The organism is Cryobacterium sp. GrIS_2_6, assembly GCF_035984545.1.
Taxonomy (GTDB): Bacteria; Actinomycetota; Actinomycetes; order Actinomycetales; family Microbacteriaceae; genus Cryobacterium.
In genome coordinates this window covers 1,538,997-1,557,513 of the sequence record NZ_JAXCHP010000001.1, presented here as the reverse complement: position 1 = coordinate 1,557,513, position 18,517 = coordinate 1,538,997, and the positions used below count along the sequence as shown (strand labels likewise).

The window sequence follows — 18,517 nt, the reverse complement described above, 5'->3', positions numbered from 1 at the left end:
CCATAGGGTTCCGACGTTCGAGGACGTTCACGGATCGCCCCGATCGCGGTGGTTTCTGACCTGCGTTCAACTGCACATCCGAAGGTCTGGTTTTTCTGGAGTCAGCTGCGCACGCGCACCCCTGCGGGATGTGTCTCGGCCGGTCGCTCGACTGCAGACGTCGCCATCTGCGCCATCTGCGCCGGCTGCGTCGGAACAAGCAGACGCGTCGCGTCGTCGATCACCCCGGAGAGCAACTCGAACAGGCGGTCGTCGGGATTCGGGGTGCACGCCTCAGCAATACCCTGAACCGATACCCGGATGATCGTCTCCGCCGTGCGATCGGTGAACTTGGTACGCGACCATGCCCCCATGGAGGAGATGAACTCGCGCGCCCACCGCTCGGTCTCCGGCGCCGCGTCGAACGCGGTGCGGATGCGGGCCTCGAGGCCTTCGGGCAACTCGCCATCGAGCCCCTCCAGCTGGCGCTCGCAGTTCAGGATCCCGACGGCAAGCGCACGCTGGTGATCCGAGCTGCTCACGGGAAGCGCCGCGGTCGCGGCCCTGACCGCGATCAGCAGCCGTACCCGGGGGTTGTCGCCCTTGAGGCCGATGACAGATGGGATCAGGGGCACCAGGCGGACCCGGGAACTGTCCGAGGTGCAGTCATTGACCATGCGGGCGAGGGAGGCGACCAGGGGGTGCGTGCACGCCGGATGGTCACTCCAGGCTTCGCCTGCGAGGTAGGACGCGAACTCCATGAAGCAGGCACCGGAGCGCGGCGTGCGGTGTTTGCCGCGGGACAGGACCGGCATCAGGCTCGGTACCGGCATCGGATCGGGCGAGTTGCCCTTCAGCATATTCATGGGTCCTCCAGACATGTGAGTTCTCCTCACTAGTGTCTCCCCGCGGGCCCACAAATGCGAGAGGGAATCCCCGCCGATTTCTCCGTCCTCCCACGCCGTCTCGGTGGGCATAACTCCTGCAAATTCCCGCCCTGCGGCGGCGGTGCCGCGGAATTCCGCGGCTCAATTGTGGGCCGCCCGGAATGTGCAGGACGGGCAGAGGCCGGACCTGGTTGGGGGATTCAGTCGTGGGTGCGACGGCGGCGGAGCGTTGCGGGGCGCACGCGACGCCGCCAGCGCGGCCAGCTGCCGATCGCGCGCTGTTCGGGCAGGCTCCAGCCGTACCGGGCCGCGAGGATCCGCATCACCGTGGTCACGATCACGCAGGCGATCGCGGCGATGGTGATGTCCACGTGCAGTTCGAAAAGGACGACGAGGAGAGCGCTGCCGAATCCAGCGGCCATGGCGTAGAACGAACCGACGTGCATGACGGCGATCGGAACGTTGAGCATCATGTCCCGGAGCGCCGAGCCGCCGACGGCCGTGATCACGCCCACGAACAGCGACGGAATCTCCGGGAGGCCGTGCGCGAGCGCCTTGCTCGTCCCGAGAGCGGCGAACAGGCCGATCGTCACGGCGTCGAGCGCGATGATGAACGGGCCGAGGCGGTTGAAGAGGCTCTGCAACAGCATGCCCAGGAGGGCGGATCCGCCTGCGATCGGCAGGTACCAGTTGCTCTGCAGGGCAGCGGGCACCCCGCCGAGCAGGATATCGCGCAGGAGTCCGCCGCCGAGGCCGACCGTGACGCCGATGATGGCGATGCCGAGCAGGTCGAAGCGGCGATCGGTGAATCGCCCGGCGAACATGGCCCCCTGGATCGCGCCGATGGCGACCGCCGTCAGGTCGATCCAGAGCGGGATCGTGAACAGGATGGGAGGCACCCTCCAATGAAACCATCCGCAGCGGGGTTTCCTGACCGTCGACAGGCGCGTTCAGACAGGAACCCGCGCGACCGGCGCGTCGGCCGGAACCGGATCCACAACGCCCGCTCAGGTGGGAGAATAGGACGTGCCTGTTTACCGTGATGAAGCCGTCGTGCTGCGCACCCACAAACTGGGTGAAGCCGACCGGATCGTCACCATGCTCACCCGCCAGCACGGCAAGGTCCGTGCCGTCGCCAAAGGCGTCCGCCGCACGGCCTCCAAATTCGGGGCCAGACTCGAACCGTTCATGGTCGCGGACGTGCAGCTCTACGAGGGCCGCAGTCTCGACATCGTCACCCAGGCCGAGTCGATCGGCTCATACGGCGCCCTGATCTCCGGTGACTACGCCAGTTACACCGCGGCGAGCGCCATGGTCGAGACCGCAGACAAGCTCACCGAGGCCGAGGGGTCCCTGCAGCAATACCTGCTCCTGGTCGGGGCCCTGCGCTCCCTCTCCCGGATGGAACACGGCGCGAGCCTCACCCTCGACTCCTACCTGCTGCGTGCCCTGTCGATGGCCGGCTGGGCGCCGAGCTTCCAGGGCTGCGCGCGCTGCGGCGCACTCGGCGATCACTCCGCGCTCGTCGTGCAAGTCGGCGGAATCGTCTGCGACGACTGCGCGGCCCCCGGGTCGCCCCGGCTCGACAAGGCGACCATCCTGCTCCTCGGCTCCCTGCTCGCGGGCGACTGGGACCAGGCCGAATCCATGCCAGAGCAGACCAGGAACCAGGCTAACGGAGTCGTCGCCGCATACACGCAGTGGCACCTCGGCCGGGGCCTCCGATCCTTGGAGCACGTCAGTCGATGACCCCGAAGCCCAGCTCGCTGAATCCCTTCGCCCCGAAGCCGTTCACGCACAAGGACGCCATGCCGTTCCGACCGCTCGACTGGACCGGCCAGTACCCGCCGGCGCTGCCGGCGAAGGTCGTTCCCGAGCACGTCGCGATCGTCATGGATGGCAACGGCCGCTGGGCGAACGCGCGCGGACTCCCGCGGGTCGAAGGCCACAAGGCCGGCGAGGCCGCGCTCCTCGACGTCGTCGCCGGCGCCATCCAGATCGGCGTCAAGCACCTGAGCGTCTACGCCTTCTCGACGGAGAACTGGAAACGTTCCCCGGACGAGGTCCGCTTCCTGATGGGCTTCAACAGGGACGTACTGCACCGGCGCCGCGACCAGCTCAACGACTGGGGCGTGCGTGTGCGCTGGGCTGGCCGCAAGCCACGCCTGTGGGCCTCCGTCATCAACGAACTGCAGTACGCCGAGCGCCTCACCGCGGGCAACACCGGACTCACCCTGACGATGTGCGTCAACTACGGCGGGCGCACCGAGATCACGGATGCCGTCCGCGCGCTGGCCGAGGAGGTTGCCGCCGGCCGGTTGAAGCCTTCCGGAATCACCGAGAAGGCGATCCAGCGCCAGCTCTACACGGCAGACCTCCCGGACGTCGACCTTTTCGTGCGGAGCTCGGGGGAGCAGCGCACGAGCAACTTCCTGCTCTGGCAGAGCGCATACGCCGAGATGGTCTTCCTCGACACCCTCTGGCCTGACTTCGGCAGGGCGGAGCTGTGGCATGCCATCGAGCTCTACGCCGCCCGCAACCGCCGCTACGGCGGGGCGGTCGACACCCCGAGCACCTGATCCGCTGCCTGAGGGGTCGCGAATCGACGCTCATGAGCGGGTTTGACGTCGATGTGCGACACCTCACGCGACACGGGGAATAGATCGGGGGACCGACGGCTTGGACCGGGTGTGAGCGAAACTATCAAGGTCGACATCTGGTCCGACGTGCAGTGCCCCTGGTGCTACATCGGAAAGCGCAAGTTCGAGGCAGGGGCCGCACTCTTCGACGGCTCAGTCGAGGTCGAATACCACAGCTTCGAGCTGGCCCCCGATACCCCGGTCGACTTCGCCGGCAGTCCCATCGACTACCTGAGCGAGCGCAAGGGCATCCCCGTCGCCCAGGTCACCGAGATGCTCGCCCGCGTCACCGGAATCGCCGAGAGCGTCGGCCTGCACTACGACTACGACTCGGTGCACCAGACCAACACCGTCATCTCCCACGAGCTGCTGCACTACGCCAAGGCCCACGGTCGCCAGCTCGACATGAAGGAACGCCTGCTCAAGGCTTATTTCGTCGACGGAAGGCACGTCGGTCGCATCGAAGACCTTGCGGACCTCGCCGCCGAAATCGGACTCGACCGGGCGGATGTCGTCCGCGCGTTGACCACCCACGACTATCTCGCCGACGTGAAGGCGGACGTAGCCCAGGCGAACGCCTACGGAATCCAGGGCGTCCCGTTCTTCGTGATCGACGGGAAGTATGGCATCTCCGGGGCCCAGGACCCCGAGGCCTTCGCCGGCGCACTCCGCCAGGCCCAGGCCGACCAGAACGAGGCCGCAGGAACGACCGCAGCAGCAGGGGCGGACCGTTGATGACCGATGCCACCGTCGTCCCCGCCGTCCCCGTCGCCGCGGTCCAGGCACAGCGCGTCACCCCCATCATCCAGCTCCTCGGCCAGTCCGGCGCCGGGAGCTGCGCGGGCGATTCCTGCGGAATCTAGTCCTCGATCGGTGCGGGTTGCTCCCACGGGTCAGCATGGCCGCCCGCATCTGGGAGAATTGAACCAATGACTCCTGAACTCACCGCTTCGCGCACGGACCCGTCGCCGGTCCCCGCACTGCGGATCGGCCCGCTCACGCTCGACGTGCCCGTCGTCCTCGCACCGATGGCCGGCATCACCAACACCGCGTTCCGTCGGCTCTGCCGGGAATTCGGCGCCGGGCTCTATGTGAGTGAAATGATCACCTCGCGCGCGCTCGTCGAGCGCACCCCGGGCTCGATGCGCCTCATCGACCACCACGAGAGTGAGACCACCCGCTCCATCCAGCTCTACGGGGTCGACCCGAAGACCATCGGCGAAGCTGTCACGATGCTCGTCTCCGAGGACCGCGCAGACCATATCGACCTCAACTTCGGCTGCCCGGTGCCCAAGGTGACACGCAAGGGCGGCGGAGCCGCCCTGCCCTGGAAGCTCGGCCTCTTCCGGAGCATCGTCGAGGCCGCAGTGAACGCGGCAGGGGCCGTTCCGGTCACGATCAAGATGCGCAAGGGCATCGATTCCGACCACCTCACCTACCTCGAGGCAGCGAGGGCCGCAGAAGGCGCCGGCGTTTCCGCCATAGCACTGCACGCGCGCACGGCGTCCGACTACTATTCCGGGCAGGCGGACTGGGCGGCGATCGCGACCCTCAAGCAGGCAATCACGAGTATCCCCGTGCTCGGCAACGGCGACATCTGGTCGGCCCAGGACGCGGTTCGGATGGTCGCGGAAACCGGCTGCGACGGCGTCGTCGTCGGACGAGGCTGCCTCGGCCGGCCGTGGCTCTTCGGCGATCTCGCGGCGGCCTTCGGTCCAGCAGAGGGCGCCGGGGCCGCACTCATCCAGCCGAACCTCGGCGTCGTGGCAGACACCTTCCGCCGGCATGCCGAACTGCTCACCGAATTCTTCGACAGCGAGGAACGTGCCTGCCGCGACGTGCGCAAGCACGTGGCCTGGTACTTCAAGGGCTACTCGGTCGGCGGTGAACTGCGAGCCAGCCTCGCCTCCGTGGTCTCCCTCGCCCAGCTCGACGACCTTCTCGGCACGCTCGACCCGACCCAGGAGTACCCGGGCATCGGCGCGGAGGGTCCCCGCGGCCGGGCAGGCAGCCCCAAGAGGACCAGCCTGCCCGAGCACTGGCTCGACTCGCAGGAACTCGTCGGCTCCGAACGCGCCCGGCTCACCGAGGGCGAAGGGGACACCAGCGGTGGCTAACCGATCGGGGTACACGAGCTTCGACGAGGAACGCTACTTCCCGGAAGAACACAGCTCACGCCGCAGCGACTTCGCGCGCGACCGCGCCCGGCTGCTGCATTCGAGCGCCCTCCGCCGCCTCGCCGCAAAGACCCAGGTGCTCAGCCCGACCGCCGGACTCGACTTCGCCAGGAACCGGCTCACCCACTCCCTCGAGGTCGCGCAGATCGGACGCGAGCTCGCCCAACGTCTCGGCCTCGACCCCGACGTCGTCGACACGGCCTGCCTCGCGCACGACATTGGGCATCCTCCCTTCGGCCATAACGGCGAGAAGGCGCTCAACGTCTGGTCCCTCGATATCGGCGGGTTCGAGGGCAACGCGCAGACGTTGCGCCTGCTCACCCGGCTCGAACCGAAGGTCTTCGGCCCCGACGGCCGCAGCTACGGGCTCAACCTCACCCGCGCGAGCCTCGACGCGAGCTGCAAGTACCCGTGGCCCGCCGGCGAATCCGTGTCCGACCCGAGCGGCCGCGCCAAGTTCGGGTATTACCCCGACGACCTGCCCGCTTTCGAGTGGATGCGCACCGACGCCCCCGACCGGATGCTGTGCATCGAGGCCGAGGTCATGGACCTCTCCGACGACATCGCATACTCCGTGCACGACTTCGAGGATGCCGTCGTCAACGGCTACCTCGACCTCGCCGCCCTGAACGGCCGCGCGAGCACCGAGCTCGTCTCCTCGATGCACGCCTGGATCGGCGGCGCCGTCTCCCACGCGGACCTCGCGGCAGCATACGACCGCCTCGGAGCCCTCGACTCGTGGCTGCGCGGCTGGACGGCAGGGCGGCGTGACCAGGGGCGGCTCAAGAACCTGACGAGCCAGCTCATCGGCCGGTTCTCCGGAGCAGCCGTCTACGCCACCCGCCAGGCCTACCCGGCCGAGCGCATCGCGCGCTTCGGTGCCCACGTCGTGGTACCGCCGAATATCGCAGCCGAGATCGCCGTGCTCAAGGGCGTCGTCGCGGCCTTCGTGATGTCGAAGAACACCCGGCAGCCGATCTACCAGCAGCAGCGCCAGGTCCTGACGCTGCTCGCCGACCGGCTTCTCGCCACCGGCGACGAACACCTCGACGCCGGCTCGAAGGAAGACTTCCACGCCGCCGCGGACGATGCCGCCCGCAAGCGCGTCGTCGTCGACCAGGTCGCGAGCCTCACCGACCAGTCCGCGCTCGCGTGGTACGAGCGCCTGATCCAGAACTGAGCCAGTGCGGACGCCTACGCGGAAGTCTGGGCAGATGCCTGTGCAGAACCCGTCCCGTGCCGAGATCTGGTGCGCGGCGGGATAACATTCAGCTATGGCAGGCCTGATTCGACAAAGCGATATTGAAGAGGTCAAGGCCCGAACCAATATCGCCGACATCGTCGGCGACTACGTCAGCCTCAAGTCGGCCGGCGTCGGCTCCCTGAAGGGGTTGTGCCCCTTCCACGACGAACGCAGCCCGAGCTTCCACGTGCGCCCGCAGGTCGGTTTCTACCACTGCTTCGGCTGCGGCGAGAGCGGCGACGTCTACTCGTTCCTGCAGAAGATGGACCACGTCACCTTCAGCGAGGCCGTGGAACGACTCGCGGGCCGGGTCGGCCTCGAACTGCACTACGAGGGCGGCGGGGCGGATGCGCCGGACCACACCAACCGGGCACGGCTCTACGCGGCCAACCAGGCCGCCGCCGAGTTCTTCGTCGAGCAGCTCGGCAGCGCAGGGGCCGCCGTCGGCCGCACGTTCCTCGGCGAACGCGGCTTCGACGCGCACGCGGCGACCCGGTTCGGGATCGGCTTCGCCCCGAAGAGCTGGGACGAGCTGACCAGACACCTCCGTGGTCGCGGCTACTCCGATGGGGAGCTGACCCTCGCCGGACTGGTGTCGAGCCGGGAGGGCTCGAGCGGCGTCTACGACCGCTTCCGCGGCCGGCTGGTCTGGCCCATCCGCGACATCACCGGCCAGACGATCGGCTTCGGGGCGCGCAAGCTCCTCGACGACGACAAGGGCCCGAAATACCTCAACACCCCGGAGACGCCGATCTACCACAAGGCGCAGGTGCTCTACGGGCTCGACCTCGCCAAACGGGACATCTCCCGCAGCCACCAGGTCGTCGTCGTCGAGGGGTACACCGACGTGATGGCGTGTCACCTGGCCGGCGTGACGACCGCCGTCGCGACCTGCGGCACCTCCTTCGGAGTCGACCACATCAAGGTGCTCCGCAGGGTCCTCGGCGACGACAGCGGTGTCGGCGAGGTCGTCTTCACCTTCGACCCGGATGCCGCGGGCCAGAAGGCCGCCGTCCGCGCGTTCAGCGAGGAGCAGCGTTTCTCCGCGCAGACCTTCGTCGCCGTCGCCCCGGAGGGCCTCGACCCGTGCGACCTGCGGCTGCACAAGGGCGATGGGGCCGTGCAACGGCTGATCGAGTCCAAGAAGCCGATGTTCGAGTTCATGATCCGGCAGTTGCTCGCCCAGTACAACCTCGAGACCGTCGAAGGACGGGTCTCTGCCCTCCGGGCGGCGGCCCCGCTCGTGAGCGATATCCGCGACCCCGCCCTCCGGCCGGGCTATACGCACGAGCTCGCCCGGATGCTCGGCATGGAGCTCGGCGAGGTCGGCCGGGCCGTCTCGGCCGCGCTCAGCCGCTCACGTACCGCGTCGGGGACATCCGTCGCCGGCCGAGGCGGTGAGACCGTCGAGCCCGCGCGCGAACGCCCGTTCTCGATGGTCGAACTGCCGACGGACCCGGTCACCCGCCTGGAACGCGACGGGCTGATGGCCATGCTCCAGCGTCCGGCCCTCGTTGGTGTCGAACTGCTGCAGCGGGCCGTGCAGACGGGATTCACCCACCAGTCCCTCGCCGTCGTGCGTGACGCGATCGCGGCGAACCTGGATACCCTCTCGGCGCCGGACTGGATCGAGCGCGTGGTCGCGGACGTACCGCTTCCCCTGCAGAACCTGGTCACCGACCTGGCGATGGCGCCACTTCCCGAACGCACCGAACGCGAAGTCGAACGCTACGTGCGCGACGTGACCGTAGCGCTCATCGACCGGGACTTCCTCCGCCAGAAAGCCGAGCTGCTCGGCCGGCTGCAGCGTGCTGACCCCACCGACCGTGTGCCGTACACGGCGCTGCAGCGTGAACTCATGCGGGTCGAACTCGAGCGGCGCAACCTGAGGGATGAGTAACTGAGCGCACCTCGCGTGTTGCAGCTAGGTAAATATTCTGGCGAGAATTCGGGCAAATTGCGTTTTTCGTGATATTCCTTTCGTTACAGCAATGCAGAGGTGCGGCTCCCTCGCATGCCGCCTCTGCCGCATTTCGAGAGAAAGAGGCTCACGCACATGGCATTTTCACCCACCAGGCGCACCAGGCTGATCGGGGGACTGGCGCTCGTCGCCGCTTCCGCGCTCGTCCTCGCCGGCTGCTCGGCAGGCGGCACCACTGCAAGCGCCGGAGGCACCCTCCTGATCGGCACGACCGACAAGGTCACGACGCTCGACCCGGCCGGCTCGTACGACAACGGCTCGTTCGCCGTGATGAACCAGGTCTTCCCGTTCCTGATGAACAGCGCATACGGCACCGCCGATGTGACGCCGGACATCGCGACCAAGGCCGAGTTCACGACCCCCACCGAGTACACGGTCACGCTCAAGCCCGACCTCGTCTTCGCGAACGGTCACAAGCTCACGTCCTCGGACGTGAAGTTCAGCTTTGACCGCCAGCTGTCGATCGCGGACGCCAACGGCCCGTCGACCCTGCTCTACAACCTCGCGAGCGTCGCGGCTCCGGACGACACCACCGTCGTCTTCACCCTGAAGGCCGCAAACGACCAGGTCTTCCCGCAGATCCTGTCGAGCCCTGCCGGCGTGATCGTCGACGAGGAGACCTTCTCGGCGACCGCGATCACGCCCGATGCCGACATCGTGAAGGCGAACGCCTTCGCAGGCCAGTACGTCATCACGAGCTACGACTTCAACAACCTCATCGGGTACAAGGCCAACAAGGACTACAAGGGCAATCTCGGCGCGGCGAAGTCGGATGTCGTCAACGTGAAGTACTACGCCGACGCGTCGAACCTCAAGCTCGACGTGCAGGAAGGCAATATCGACGTCGCCTTCCGCAGCCTGTCCTCGACGGACATCGATGACCTGCGCGGCAACGACAAGGTCAAGGTCGTCGACGGACCCGGCGGGGAGATCCGCTACATCGTGTTCAACTTCGACACCCAGCCGTTCGGCGCCAAGACGCCCGAGGCCGACCCGGCCAAGTCGCTCGCCGTCCGCCAGGCCGTCGCCGACCTCGTCGACCGTGCCGAAATCGCCAAGCAGGTCTACAAGGGCACGTACACGCCGCTCTACTCCTACGTTCCGGCCGGCATGACCGGTGCCACCGAGTCCCTCAAGGGCCTCTACGGCGACGGCAACGGAGGCCCCGACAAGGCGAAGGCCAAGGCAACGCTCGAAGCCGCTGGCATCACGAGCCCTGTCGCCCTCAACCTGCAGTACAACACCGACCACTACGGCCCCGGCTCGAGCGATGAATACGCGCTCGTCAAGGATCAGCTCGACGCCTCCGGCCTCTTCACGGTCAACCTGGCTTCGACGGAGTACGTCACGTACTCCAAGGAGCGCGTGAAAGACGCATACCCCGCTTACCAGCTCGGCTGGTTCCCGGATTACTCGGACGCGGACAACTATCTGACGCCGTTCTTCGCCGATGGTAACTTCGTCGGAAACCACTACAGCGACTCTGTCGTCAACGACCTGATCAAGCAGCAGGCCGTCACGACCGACAAGGACGCCCGTACCAAGCTCATCGAGGAGATCCAGGACAAGGTCGCAGCCCAGCTGTCGACCCTGCCCCTCCTCCAGGGCGCCCAGGTCGCCGTCACCGGGACCACGGTCACCGGAACCACCGACACGCTCGACGCATCCTTCAAGTTCCGCTACGCGGCGCTGAAGAAGGGCTAAGTCCGGCCTGCTTCACCAGTTGTAGCCGGGGGGCATTCAGCCAGAGCGCTGGGTGCCCCCTCTCAATTCTCGATCGATAGGCAGTGATGACAACAGTGGCAGCGCGCCCGACCGCCCCCCAGGGAATCCGGCGCAAACGAACCTCCCCAGGCGGGGGGATCGGTCGTTACATCGCCGTCCGCTTCCTGCTCATCTTCCCGACGATCTTTATTCTCGTCTCCATGGTCTTCTGGCTGATGCGCGCGACCGGCGACCCGATCACGGCCGCCCTCGGTGGCCGCCTCACCGCCGACCAGCTCGCCGAACGCATCCACGCGGCCGGCTACGACCGGCCCATCCTGGTCCAGTACTTCGAGTACCTCGGCCAGATCTTCACCGGCAACTTCGGCACGACGATCAGCACGAACAAGCCCGTCGTCGACGTCCTCCTCACCTATGGCGTCGCCACCGCCGAGCTCGCGTTCTACGCGCTCCTCGTCGCATTCATCGTCGGCATCCCGCTCGGCATGGTCGCCGCGTACTTCCGCGACAAGGGCCAGGACGCCTCCCTCCGAATCTTCGCGATCCTCTGCTACGCCACCCCGGTTTTCTTCTCCGGCCTGCTTCTGAAGCTGATCTTCTCGGTCTGGCTCAAAGTCCTGCCCGTCGCGGGACGGGCGACGACCGGCTCGGAGCTGCAGATGCAGTTCCTGCCCAGCAAGACCGGCATTTACACGATCGACGCGATCATGACCGGCAACCCCACGGTGCTCATGGATGTGCTCGCGCACGCCGTGCTCCCGGCGATCGCCCTTGGCCTCCTCACCGCCGGTGTCTTCCTCCGTCTCGTGCGCACCAACGTCATCGGCACCCTCGGCACCGATTACGTGGATGCCGCCCGGTCGCGGGGGGTGAGCGAGTTCCGGCTGGTCTCCAAGCACGCATACCGGCCGGCCCTGATCCCGATCATCACCGTGATCGGCCTGCAGATCGCCCTGCTTCTCGGCGGTGCCGTGCTGACCGAGACGACCTTCGAATGGAAGGGCCTCGGCTTCATGCTCTCCGAATTCCTCAAGGCACGTGACTTCGTCGCCGTGCAGGGTATCGTCGCCCTGCTCGCCGTGATCGTGGCGTTGTCCAACTTCATCGTGGACATCATCGCCGCGATCATCGACCCGAGGGTGAGGTACTGACCGTGAGCCACACGCCACACACCACCATCGTCCCCGACCGCCGCGGCGGTCTCGCCACACTCTGGAACCGGCTCCCCGTCGTGCACCAGGTGAAGCAGAGCATGGGCCTGCAGCGGGGAATGCTCGTCACCGGCCTCGTCATCTCGGGCCTGTTCGTGCTCACCGCCATCTTCGCCCCGGTGATTTCGCCGTACGGCTACAGCCAGTTGCGTGACGCGAACGGCCCCTTCGGCGCCCAGGTGCCCCCGGGCGGCGCTCACATCCTCGGGACCACCGTCGGCGGCTACGACGTGCTGTCCCGCGTGCTCTGGGGTGCCCAGACCGCCCTGTTCGTGATCGTCGTCGCGGTGCTACTCTCCATCTTCGCCGGCGTATTCCTCGGCCTCGTCTCCGGCTACTTCGGCGGTTGGCTCGACCGCATCCTCGTCGTCGTCTGCGACGCGGTCTACGCGTTCCCGTCCCTCCTGCTCGCGATCGTGATGTCGATCGTGATCTCCGGCGGAAAGTCCGACCTCGTCGGCGGAGTGCTCGCGGCGGCCATCTCCATCACCGTCGTGTTCATCCCGCAGTACTTCCGGGTGATCCGCGCGGAGACCGTCCGGATCAAGGCGGAGGCCTACGTGGAGTCCGCCAGGGTCCTCGGCGCGAGCAACGGCCGGATCATGTTCCGGCACGTGCTGCGGAACGCCACCCGCACCCTACCGCTCATCTTCACGCTCAACTCCTCCGAGGCGATCCTCACCCTCGCCGGTCTCGGCTTCCTCGGCTTCGGCATCGAGCCGAGCGCCGCAGCCGAGTGGGGCTACGACCTGAACAAGGCCCTCTCCGACGTCACGAGCGGCATCTGGTGGACCTCGCTGTTCCCCGGTCTCGCGATCGTGCTCGTCGTGCTCGGCATCACCCTCGTCGGCGAGAGCCTCAACGACCTCGCCGACCCGCGCCTCCGCGGTCGCCGTTCGGTCGGCAAGGTCGTTTCCGTCGTCGCGGCGACTTCCGTCGTCCCCGGCGGCACTCTCACGGGCGGCCCTGGCGGCCTCGACGGCCTCGAGGGCGGCGCCGACGGCATCGACGCCGACATAGACAGCTTCACCGACGAAGGATTCGAGGACCGGTCATGACCGCGGCATCCGCCACCACCCCCGAGTCCGCCGGAGGCGTGCCCAGCACCGCTCGAAGCTCCGACGTGCTCAGCATCACCGACCTCACCGTGACCTTCGCGACCGACGCCGGCGCCGTGAACGCCGTCGCCGGCGTCAGCCTCCGGGTCGCGCCCGGCGAGGTCCTCGCGATCGTCGGCGAAAGCGGAAGCGGCAAGACCGTGACGGCCAAGACCATCCTCGGCCTGCTTCCGGAGACCGCGACGTCGTCGGGTGCCGTGTTCCTCAGCAGCAAGGACGGCTCGAGCACAAACAACGTGATCTCCGTCGGCAAGCAGAAACTCCGACAGCTCCGCGGCACCGACGTCTCGATGGTGTTCCAGGAACCGTCCACCGCGCTCAACCCCGTCTACACCGTCGGCTGGCAGATCATGGAGGGCATCCGCGCCCACGGCCAGTTCAGTCGCGCCGAGGCGAAGAAGAAGGCCGTCGAGATCCTCGGCAGGGTCGGCATCCCCGACCCTGAGATCCGGGTCAACTACTTCCCGCACCAGTTCTCCGGCGGCCAGAAGCAGCGCGTCGTCATCGCAATGGCCCTCGTGCTCGACCCCGGACTCATCGTCGCGGACGAGCCGACCACGGCGCTCGACGTCACCGTTCAGGCCGAGATCCTCGACCTGCTGCGCCGTTGCCGAGACGACTTCGGCACAGCGATCGTCCTGATCACCCACAACATGGGCGTCGTCGCCGACCTCGCGGACCGGGTCGCGGTGATGTACCAGGGCAAGGTCGTCGAAGAAGCGGATGCGCGCACCCTGTTCGCGTTCCCGCAGAACGACTACACGAAGAAGCTGCTCGCCGCCGTTCCGCACCTCGGCCAGGGCGTCGTGCACGCGGCCGACCGCGCGGCCGCGCGGACGCCCGGCTGGACCGCCGAGACGCCCGTCGTCGTCGCGAAGGACCTGCGCATCGAGTATCCGGGACGGATGGGCCGTGGCGGTTTCACCGCCGTCGACGGCGTGAGCTTCAGCATCCGCCCCGGCGAGGTCCTCGGCCTCGTCGGCGAGAGCGGAAGCGGCAAGACCACCATCGGCCGCGCCATCGCCGGCCTCACCCGGGTGACGGACGGTTCCCTGACCGTGCACGGCCACCAGATGAACGGCTTCAAGGAACGCACCTTCAAGAAGCTCCGCAGCGACATCGGCTTCGTCTTCCAGGACCCGGCATCAAGCTTCAACCCACTGCTGACCATCGCCGACTGCGTCGCAGAGCCGCTCATCGTGCACGGCAGGGCGAAGAACCCTGCTGCGGCACGGGCCAGGGTCGACGAACTGCTCGAGGCCGTCCAGCTCCCGCGCAGTTATGGGGACCGGTACCCGCACGAGCTGAGCGGCGGCCAGCGCCAGCGCGCGAGCCTCGCGAGGGCACTCGCGCTCGAGCCCAGCCTGCTGATCGCCGACGAGCCTACCTCGGCGCTCGACGTCTCCGTGCAGGCCCGCGTCCTCGAGCTCTTCGCAGAGCTCCAGCGGGAATTCGGTTTCGCGGCACTCTTCATCAGCCATGACCTCGCCGTCGTGGATATCCTCGCCGACCGCATCGCGGTGCTCTACCACGGCAAGCTCGTCGAGGAGGGCACGAGCGCGGAGGTGCTCGGCGCCCCGAAGGATCCGTACACGCAGCGCCTGCTCGCCTCGCTGCCCGTTCCGGACCCGGTGGAACAGGCCGGACGCCGTGAGAAGCTGCGGGAGCTGCGTACGGCAGGATAGGAACCATGACTCGCGGCGCGGTATGGACCTTTCCCATCGCGATGGACGACCTCTCCGTCTCGTATCCGGCCCACGGTGCGAGCGACTCCTTCGCCGCCCTGCGCGGGATCACCCTCCGGGTCAATCCCGGCGAGGTGCTCGGTGTGCTCGGCGAAAGCGGCTCAGGCAAGAGCACCCTCGCCAGGGTGCTCTCCGGGAGCGGGGGATCGGCGGGCAGCACGGACAGACGACCGGTGATCACCGGTGGCGTGGCGACCGTGCTCGGCCTGCGGTTGCGGGGCATCAGCCGCCGCAAGCTCGCCCGGTTGACCCTCGGGGTCGGGATGCTCGCCCAGGACGCCGGCCAGATGCTTCCGGCAACACTCACCGTCGGCGAACTCGTCGCGGAGCCCGTGCTCGAGCGCGACGCCCGGTACCAGCCCGGTGCCCTCAGGACGCTCGTGGCGACCATGGTGGATACCGTTCGCCTGCCGCTCACCGTGCTCACGAAATACCCGTACGAGCTCAGCAGCGGCCAGCGGCAACGCGTCGCGCTTGCCCGCTCGCTCGTGCTCGGCCCCACCCTCCTGATCGCGGACGAGCCGCTCGCGGGCGTCGACGTCACCGTCCGTGACGCCGTCGTCGATCTGATCGGCGAGTTGCAGCGCGAACGCGCCTTTACGGCCGTCGTGATCAGCTCAGACCTTGCCGTTCTCCGGCGCGTGGCCGACCGGATCGCCGTGCTGTACCAGGGCGTTCTCGTGGGCCTCGGCACGATCGACGAGGTCTTCGCCGACCCGTGGCATCCCTACGTCGCCGAGCTTGCTGCGGCACTCACCAAGGACGGACAGCATGACAGCGCTACCTGAGCACGCCCAGCACGAAGCAGTCCTGTCCGGCACGGTCACGGCCGTTCCGTTCGGGCAGCGGCCGGCGAGCGGGCCGATCGCGATCCTCCCGCACCCCGCAGACACCGCCACGTGGGCGGTGCAGGCGGCCGGGGGAGTCCTCGGACCGCTCTCGGATGCCACCCGAGGACTGATCTGGCTCTCCTATGGGCGTGCGGACGAGCTCCGCGCCGCCCTCGACGACAACCCGGGCATCGGCTGGGTCCAGCTGCCGTGGGCAGGCGTCGACGCGTTCAGCGACCTCCTGGCCGAGCAGGACCGGCCCGGACTGCTCTGGACGAGTGCGAAGGGCGCATACGCCCAGCCCGTCGCCGAGCACGCCTTCACGCTCACCCTCGCGCTCCTGCGCGTGCTGCCCAAGCGTGCCAGGGCCCTGAGCTGGAGTACCCTGCCGGAGGGACGCTCGCTGTACGGTCGCCACGTCGTGATCATCGGCGCAGGCGGCATCGCCCTCGAACTCATCCGGCTGCTCGAACCGTTCGGGACGACGGTGACCGTTGTGCGCCGGTCCGCACAGCCCGTGGCCGGGGCTTCGCGCACGGTGCAGACGAGCGCCCTGCACGAGGTCCTCCCTGACGCCGACGTCGTCGTCGTCGCGGCAGCGCTCACCACAGACACCCGGCATCTGATCGGCGCCCCCGAGCTCGCGCTGATGAACCGCAACGCCAACCTCGTCAACGTGGGCCGCGGTCCGCTCATCGACATCGATGCCCTCGTCGTGGCCCTCGCCGCCGGGAGCATCGCCGGTGCTGCGCTCGACGTCACGGAACCGGAACCGTTGCCCGACGGGCATCCTCTCTGGACGGAGCCGCGCTGCCTGATCACGCCTCACTCGGCGGACACGCCCGAGATGACCGCTCCGCTGCTCGCCGAACGGATCCGGCTCAACGTGCTGGCCTTCCTCGGTGACGGCCGTTTCGTCGGCGTCGTCGACCCGCAGCGCGGGTACTGAGCCGGTGCCGGGGTGCCGGGAGGAGACCGCTTCCCGACCCCGATTTGGCGAACGGGCGATTCTTGGTAAAGTAATAACGCTGTTCAAGCGGAAACGCTGTTCCAGCTTTTCCTCGATAGCTCAATTGGCAGAGCATCGCACTGTTAATGCGACGGTTCTTGGTTCGAGTCCAAGTCGGGGAGCGAAAGGCCACTCAGGGCTCCACCCCGGGTGGCCTTTTCTATTTCTATTTCATTCTTTTTTCTCTTTTCGTCTGGAAGTTCTGGAAAGGCGACACCGTGGAGTTCTGGCCTCTCGCAGCCGGCGTGCTCGCCGCCGCCGCCGTCGTCCTGCTGCTGCTGTGGCTCCTCACGGCCGTGCGCCTTCGCCGCAACATCTTCGACCGCACGGCGGCCGAACGGATGCGCATCGACCTCGAACTGTCCCTCGCCGAACAGAACGGCCGCCTCGGCATCATCCGGGAGCTTCAGGACGGCGCGGTGCTGAACGTCGCCCGGCTGATCACGCAGGCAGAGGGTGCGCGGTACACGGCAGAGAACGACCCCGCGAGCGCTGTCCGGGTCGCGACGGCCCTCGTCGAGGACGGCAGGGTCGCCCTCGCGGACATGCGCAGGGTGCTCACGATCGTGCGCGAGGGCGAAACCGTCGACACGCCCCAGCCGGGCCTGCAGCCCGCGCGGAATCTGTTCCGGGTGATGCGCGACGCCGGCCTCCAGGTGAGCTTCGCCGAGTCCGGCGACCGTTTCCCGCTCAAGCCGGGCGCCGAACTCGCGATCTTCCGGATCCTGCAGGGCGCACTCGCCAACGCCCTCACGCACGGCGGCCGCGGCACGGCGGCGAACGTCTCCTTCGCCTGGACCAGGGATGGCCTGCAGCTCCTCGTTGACGACGACGGCATCCGCGCGGCCGCCCGCAGGGTGAGCTCGGACCCCGACGAGGTCGCGGCGCGCACCCGGTACACGATCGACGACGACTTGCACGCGCTCAGCGAGAGCGTGTCCGGTGCGGGCATCACCCAGATGCGTGAGCGCGCAGAGCTCTTCGGAGGCACCTTCACGGCGGGCACCGTTCCCGGCGTCGGCTTCTCCGTGGCCGCAGTCTTCCCGTCCCTGCGCTACCACAACGGTGTGCACGGCGTGAACCTCTCCCGGTAGCGGGATGCCCGCGCAGCTCCCTGCCGACGACGACGCTGCCGAGAACGACACCTCCTAGAACGACACCTCCTAGGACGACACTGCCGAGGACGCCGCCGCCCAGAAGGTCGCCGCCCGGGCTCTCGACCGGGTCGCGACGCGCGAGGGCATCGCCGTCGGCGTCACGACGGTCGCCTACGGGCTCTCCTTCGGGGCGCTCTCCGTCGCCTCCGGCGTCACGCTCTGGCAGACGGCATTCCTCAGCCTGGTGATGTTCTCCGGGGGATCCCAGTTCGCCCTGATCGGGGTACTCGCGGCCGGCGGGGTCGCGGCAGGTTCATCGGCGATAGCCGGTGCCGCACTGCTCGGCACCCGGAACGGCCTCTACGGCATTCGCACCGCGCCCATCGTCGGCCTGCTCTGGCCGCGGCTGAAGAGGCGGCAGGCCCTCGTCGTGGCCACAGCCTTGACGCCCGTGCTCGCGCCCGGGCTGCCTGTGCTTGCGGCCGCGCTCGTCGTCGTCGTCGGCTGGTCCAACTGGGCCGGCGCGCGTCCCGGCGCCCCCTCCGGCACTCCAATGCGGGGGAGCGGCAGGTAACCCTCTGGCACATCGTGATCGCGGCATCCATCGCCTGTGTCGTGCTCAAGCTCGCCGGCTATCTCGTGCCGGCCTCCGTGCTGAAGAAGCCGACCCTGGCGAGAATCAGCGAACTCGTGCCCGTTGCCCTGCTCGCGGCCCTCATCGCGATGCAGACGCTCGGCGCGGGGACGGGCGCGGCCCTGGACGCCCGGGTGCCCGCGGTCCTCGTCGCGGTCGTCCTGTTCGCCCTGCGGGTGCCGTTCATCATCGTCGTGATCGTGGCCGCGCCTATGGCAGCAGGCCTTCGCGCCCTCTTCTGA

General features: G+C 68.0%; 18 protein-coding genes and 1 tRNA gene. 17 read left to right on the top strand and 2 right to left on the bottom strand.

Going from position 1 to position 18,517, the window contains the following annotated elements; genetic code table 11:
* Positions 1-101 precede the first annotated feature (101 nt).
* Positions 102-839 carry a hypothetical protein gene (locus tag RCH22_RS07815; protein WP_327013475.1) on the bottom strand — a complete coding sequence of 246 codons (738 nt, stop codon included), beginning with the start codon at positions 837-839 and terminating at the stop codon, positions 102-104.
* A gap of 227 nt (positions 840-1,066) precedes the next feature.
* Complete coding sequence (locus tag RCH22_RS07810) at positions 1,067-1,765, bottom strand: trimeric intracellular cation channel family protein (protein ID WP_134446042.1); 699 nt, start codon at positions 1,763-1,765, stop codon at positions 1,067-1,069.
* Between the two features lie 127 nt (positions 1,766-1,892).
* Between RCH22_RS07810 and recO the strand changes: the two genes are divergently transcribed.
* The 17 genes from recO (at position 1,893) to RCH22_RS07725 (ending at position 18,517) form a co-directional block, all read left to right on the top strand.
* A complete protein-coding gene (recO, locus tag RCH22_RS07805; RefSeq protein WP_134446041.1) occupies positions 1,893-2,615 on the top strand; it encodes a DNA repair protein RecO in 723 nt (240 codons plus the stop codon).
* Positions 2,612-3,445, top strand: a complete 834-nt coding sequence (locus tag RCH22_RS07800; protein WP_327013474.1) for an isoprenyl transferase — start codon at positions 2,612-2,614, stop codon at positions 3,443-3,445. The genes recO and RCH22_RS07800 overlap by 4 nt, the downstream gene beginning before the upstream one ends.
* A gap of 111 nt (positions 3,446-3,556) precedes the next feature.
* The gene (locus RCH22_RS07795) at positions 3,557-4,240 is read left to right on the top strand and encodes a DsbA family oxidoreductase (protein WP_327013473.1); all 684 of its coding nucleotides are present in this window, start codon (positions 3,557-3,559) and stop codon (positions 4,238-4,240) included.
* Positions 4,240-4,368: a hypothetical protein gene (locus tag RCH22_RS07790; protein WP_327013472.1), complete on the top strand. Its 129-nt coding sequence runs from the start codon at positions 4,240-4,242 to the stop codon at positions 4,366-4,368. Before RCH22_RS07795 ends, RCH22_RS07790 begins: the two co-directional genes overlap by 1 nt.
* 66 nt (positions 4,369-4,434) lie before the next feature.
* Positions 4,435-5,622: a tRNA dihydrouridine synthase DusB gene (gene dusB / locus RCH22_RS07785; RefSeq protein ID WP_327013471.1), complete on the top strand. Its 1,188-nt coding sequence runs from the start codon at positions 4,435-4,437 to the stop codon at positions 5,620-5,622.
* On the top strand, positions 5,615-6,862 hold the full coding sequence (locus RCH22_RS07780) for a deoxyguanosinetriphosphate triphosphohydrolase (RefSeq protein ID WP_327013470.1): 1,248 nt from the start codon (positions 5,615-5,617) through the stop codon (positions 6,860-6,862). The genes dusB and RCH22_RS07780 overlap by 8 nt, the downstream gene beginning before the upstream one ends.
* Before the next feature lie 94 nt (positions 6,863-6,956).
* Complete coding sequence (gene dnaG, locus RCH22_RS07775) at positions 6,957-8,825, top strand: DNA primase (RefSeq protein ID WP_327013469.1); 1,869 nt, start codon at positions 6,957-6,959, stop codon at positions 8,823-8,825.
* A gap of 156 nt (positions 8,826-8,981) precedes the next feature.
* A complete protein-coding gene (locus RCH22_RS07770) occupies positions 8,982-10,610 on the top strand; it encodes an ABC transporter substrate-binding protein (RefSeq protein ID WP_134558462.1) in 1,629 nt (542 codons plus the stop codon).
* A gap of 86 nt (positions 10,611-10,696) precedes the next feature.
* Entirely contained in the window at positions 10,697-11,782 is a 1,086-nt protein-coding gene (locus RCH22_RS07765) for an ABC transporter permease (protein WP_327013468.1), read from the top strand.
* 26 nt (positions 11,783-11,808) lie between these two features.
* Positions 11,809-12,900, top strand: a complete 1,092-nt coding sequence (locus RCH22_RS07760; RefSeq protein WP_327015473.1) for an ABC transporter permease — start codon at positions 11,809-11,811, stop codon at positions 12,898-12,900.
* Complete coding sequence (locus RCH22_RS07755) at positions 12,897-14,645, top strand: ABC transporter ATP-binding protein (protein ID WP_327013467.1); 1,749 nt, start codon at positions 12,897-12,899, stop codon at positions 14,643-14,645. The genes RCH22_RS07760 and RCH22_RS07755 overlap by 4 nt, the downstream gene beginning before the upstream one ends.
* A 5-nt stretch (positions 14,646-14,650) precedes the next feature.
* The gene (locus RCH22_RS07750; RefSeq protein WP_327013466.1) at positions 14,651-15,493 is read left to right on the top strand and encodes a dipeptide/oligopeptide/nickel ABC transporter ATP-binding protein; all 843 of its coding nucleotides are present in this window, start codon (positions 14,651-14,653) and stop codon (positions 15,491-15,493) included.
* Positions 15,477-16,484, top strand: coding sequence for a D-isomer specific 2-hydroxyacid dehydrogenase family protein (locus RCH22_RS07745; protein WP_327013465.1), 1,008 nt, complete (start codon positions 15,477-15,479; stop codon positions 16,482-16,484). Before RCH22_RS07750 ends, RCH22_RS07745 begins: the two co-directional genes overlap by 17 nt.
* A 109-nt stretch (positions 16,485-16,593) precedes the next feature.
* Positions 16,594-16,666, top strand: a tRNA-Asn gene (locus tag RCH22_RS07740).
* Positions 16,667-16,762: 96 nt separating this feature from the next.
* Positions 16,763-17,638 carry an ATP-binding protein gene (locus tag RCH22_RS07735; protein WP_327013464.1) on the top strand — a complete coding sequence of 292 codons (876 nt, stop codon included), beginning with the start codon at positions 16,763-16,765 and terminating at the stop codon, positions 17,636-17,638.
* 148 nt (positions 17,639-17,786) lie between these two features.
* Positions 17,787-18,215, top strand: coding sequence for an AzlC family ABC transporter permease (locus RCH22_RS07730; RefSeq protein WP_327015472.1), 429 nt, complete (start codon positions 17,787-17,789; stop codon positions 18,213-18,215).
* A gap of 14 nt (positions 18,216-18,229) precedes the next feature.
* Positions 18,230-18,517 carry an AzlD domain-containing protein gene (locus RCH22_RS07725; protein WP_327013463.1) on the top strand — a complete coding sequence of 96 codons (288 nt, stop codon included), beginning with the start codon at positions 18,230-18,232 and terminating at the stop codon, positions 18,515-18,517.

Coding starts and splice junctions, on each gene's coding strand:
- RCH22_RS07815 (WP_327013475.1), bottom strand. CDS start 839: ATGCTGAAGGGCAACTCGCCCGATCCGATGCCGGTACCGAGCCTGATG.
- RCH22_RS07800 (WP_327013474.1), top strand. CDS start 2,612: ATGACCCCGAAGCCCAGCTCGCTGAATCCCTTCGCCCCGAAGCCGTTC.
- RCH22_RS07790 (WP_327013472.1), top strand. CDS start 4,240: ATGACCGATGCCACCGTCGTCCCCGCCGTCCCCGTCGCCGCGGTCCAG.
- dusB (WP_327013471.1), top strand. CDS start 4,435: ATGACTCCTGAACTCACCGCTTCGCGCACGGACCCGTCGCCGGTCCCC.
- dnaG (WP_327013469.1), top strand. CDS start 6,957: ATGGCAGGCCTGATTCGACAAAGCGATATTGAAGAGGTCAAGGCCCGA.
- RCH22_RS07770 (WP_134558462.1), top strand. CDS start 8,982: ATGGCATTTTCACCCACCAGGCGCACCAGGCTGATCGGGGGACTGGCG.
- RCH22_RS07765 (WP_327013468.1), top strand. CDS start 10,697: ATGACAACAGTGGCAGCGCGCCCGACCGCCCCCCAGGGAATCCGGCGC.
- RCH22_RS07755 (WP_327013467.1), top strand. CDS start 12,897: ATGACCGCGGCATCCGCCACCACCCCCGAGTCCGCCGGAGGCGTGCCC.
- RCH22_RS07750 (WP_327013466.1), top strand. CDS start 14,651: ATGACTCGCGGCGCGGTATGGACCTTTCCCATCGCGATGGACGACCTC.
- RCH22_RS07745 (WP_327013465.1), top strand. CDS start 15,477: ATGACAGCGCTACCTGAGCACGCCCAGCACGAAGCAGTCCTGTCCGGC.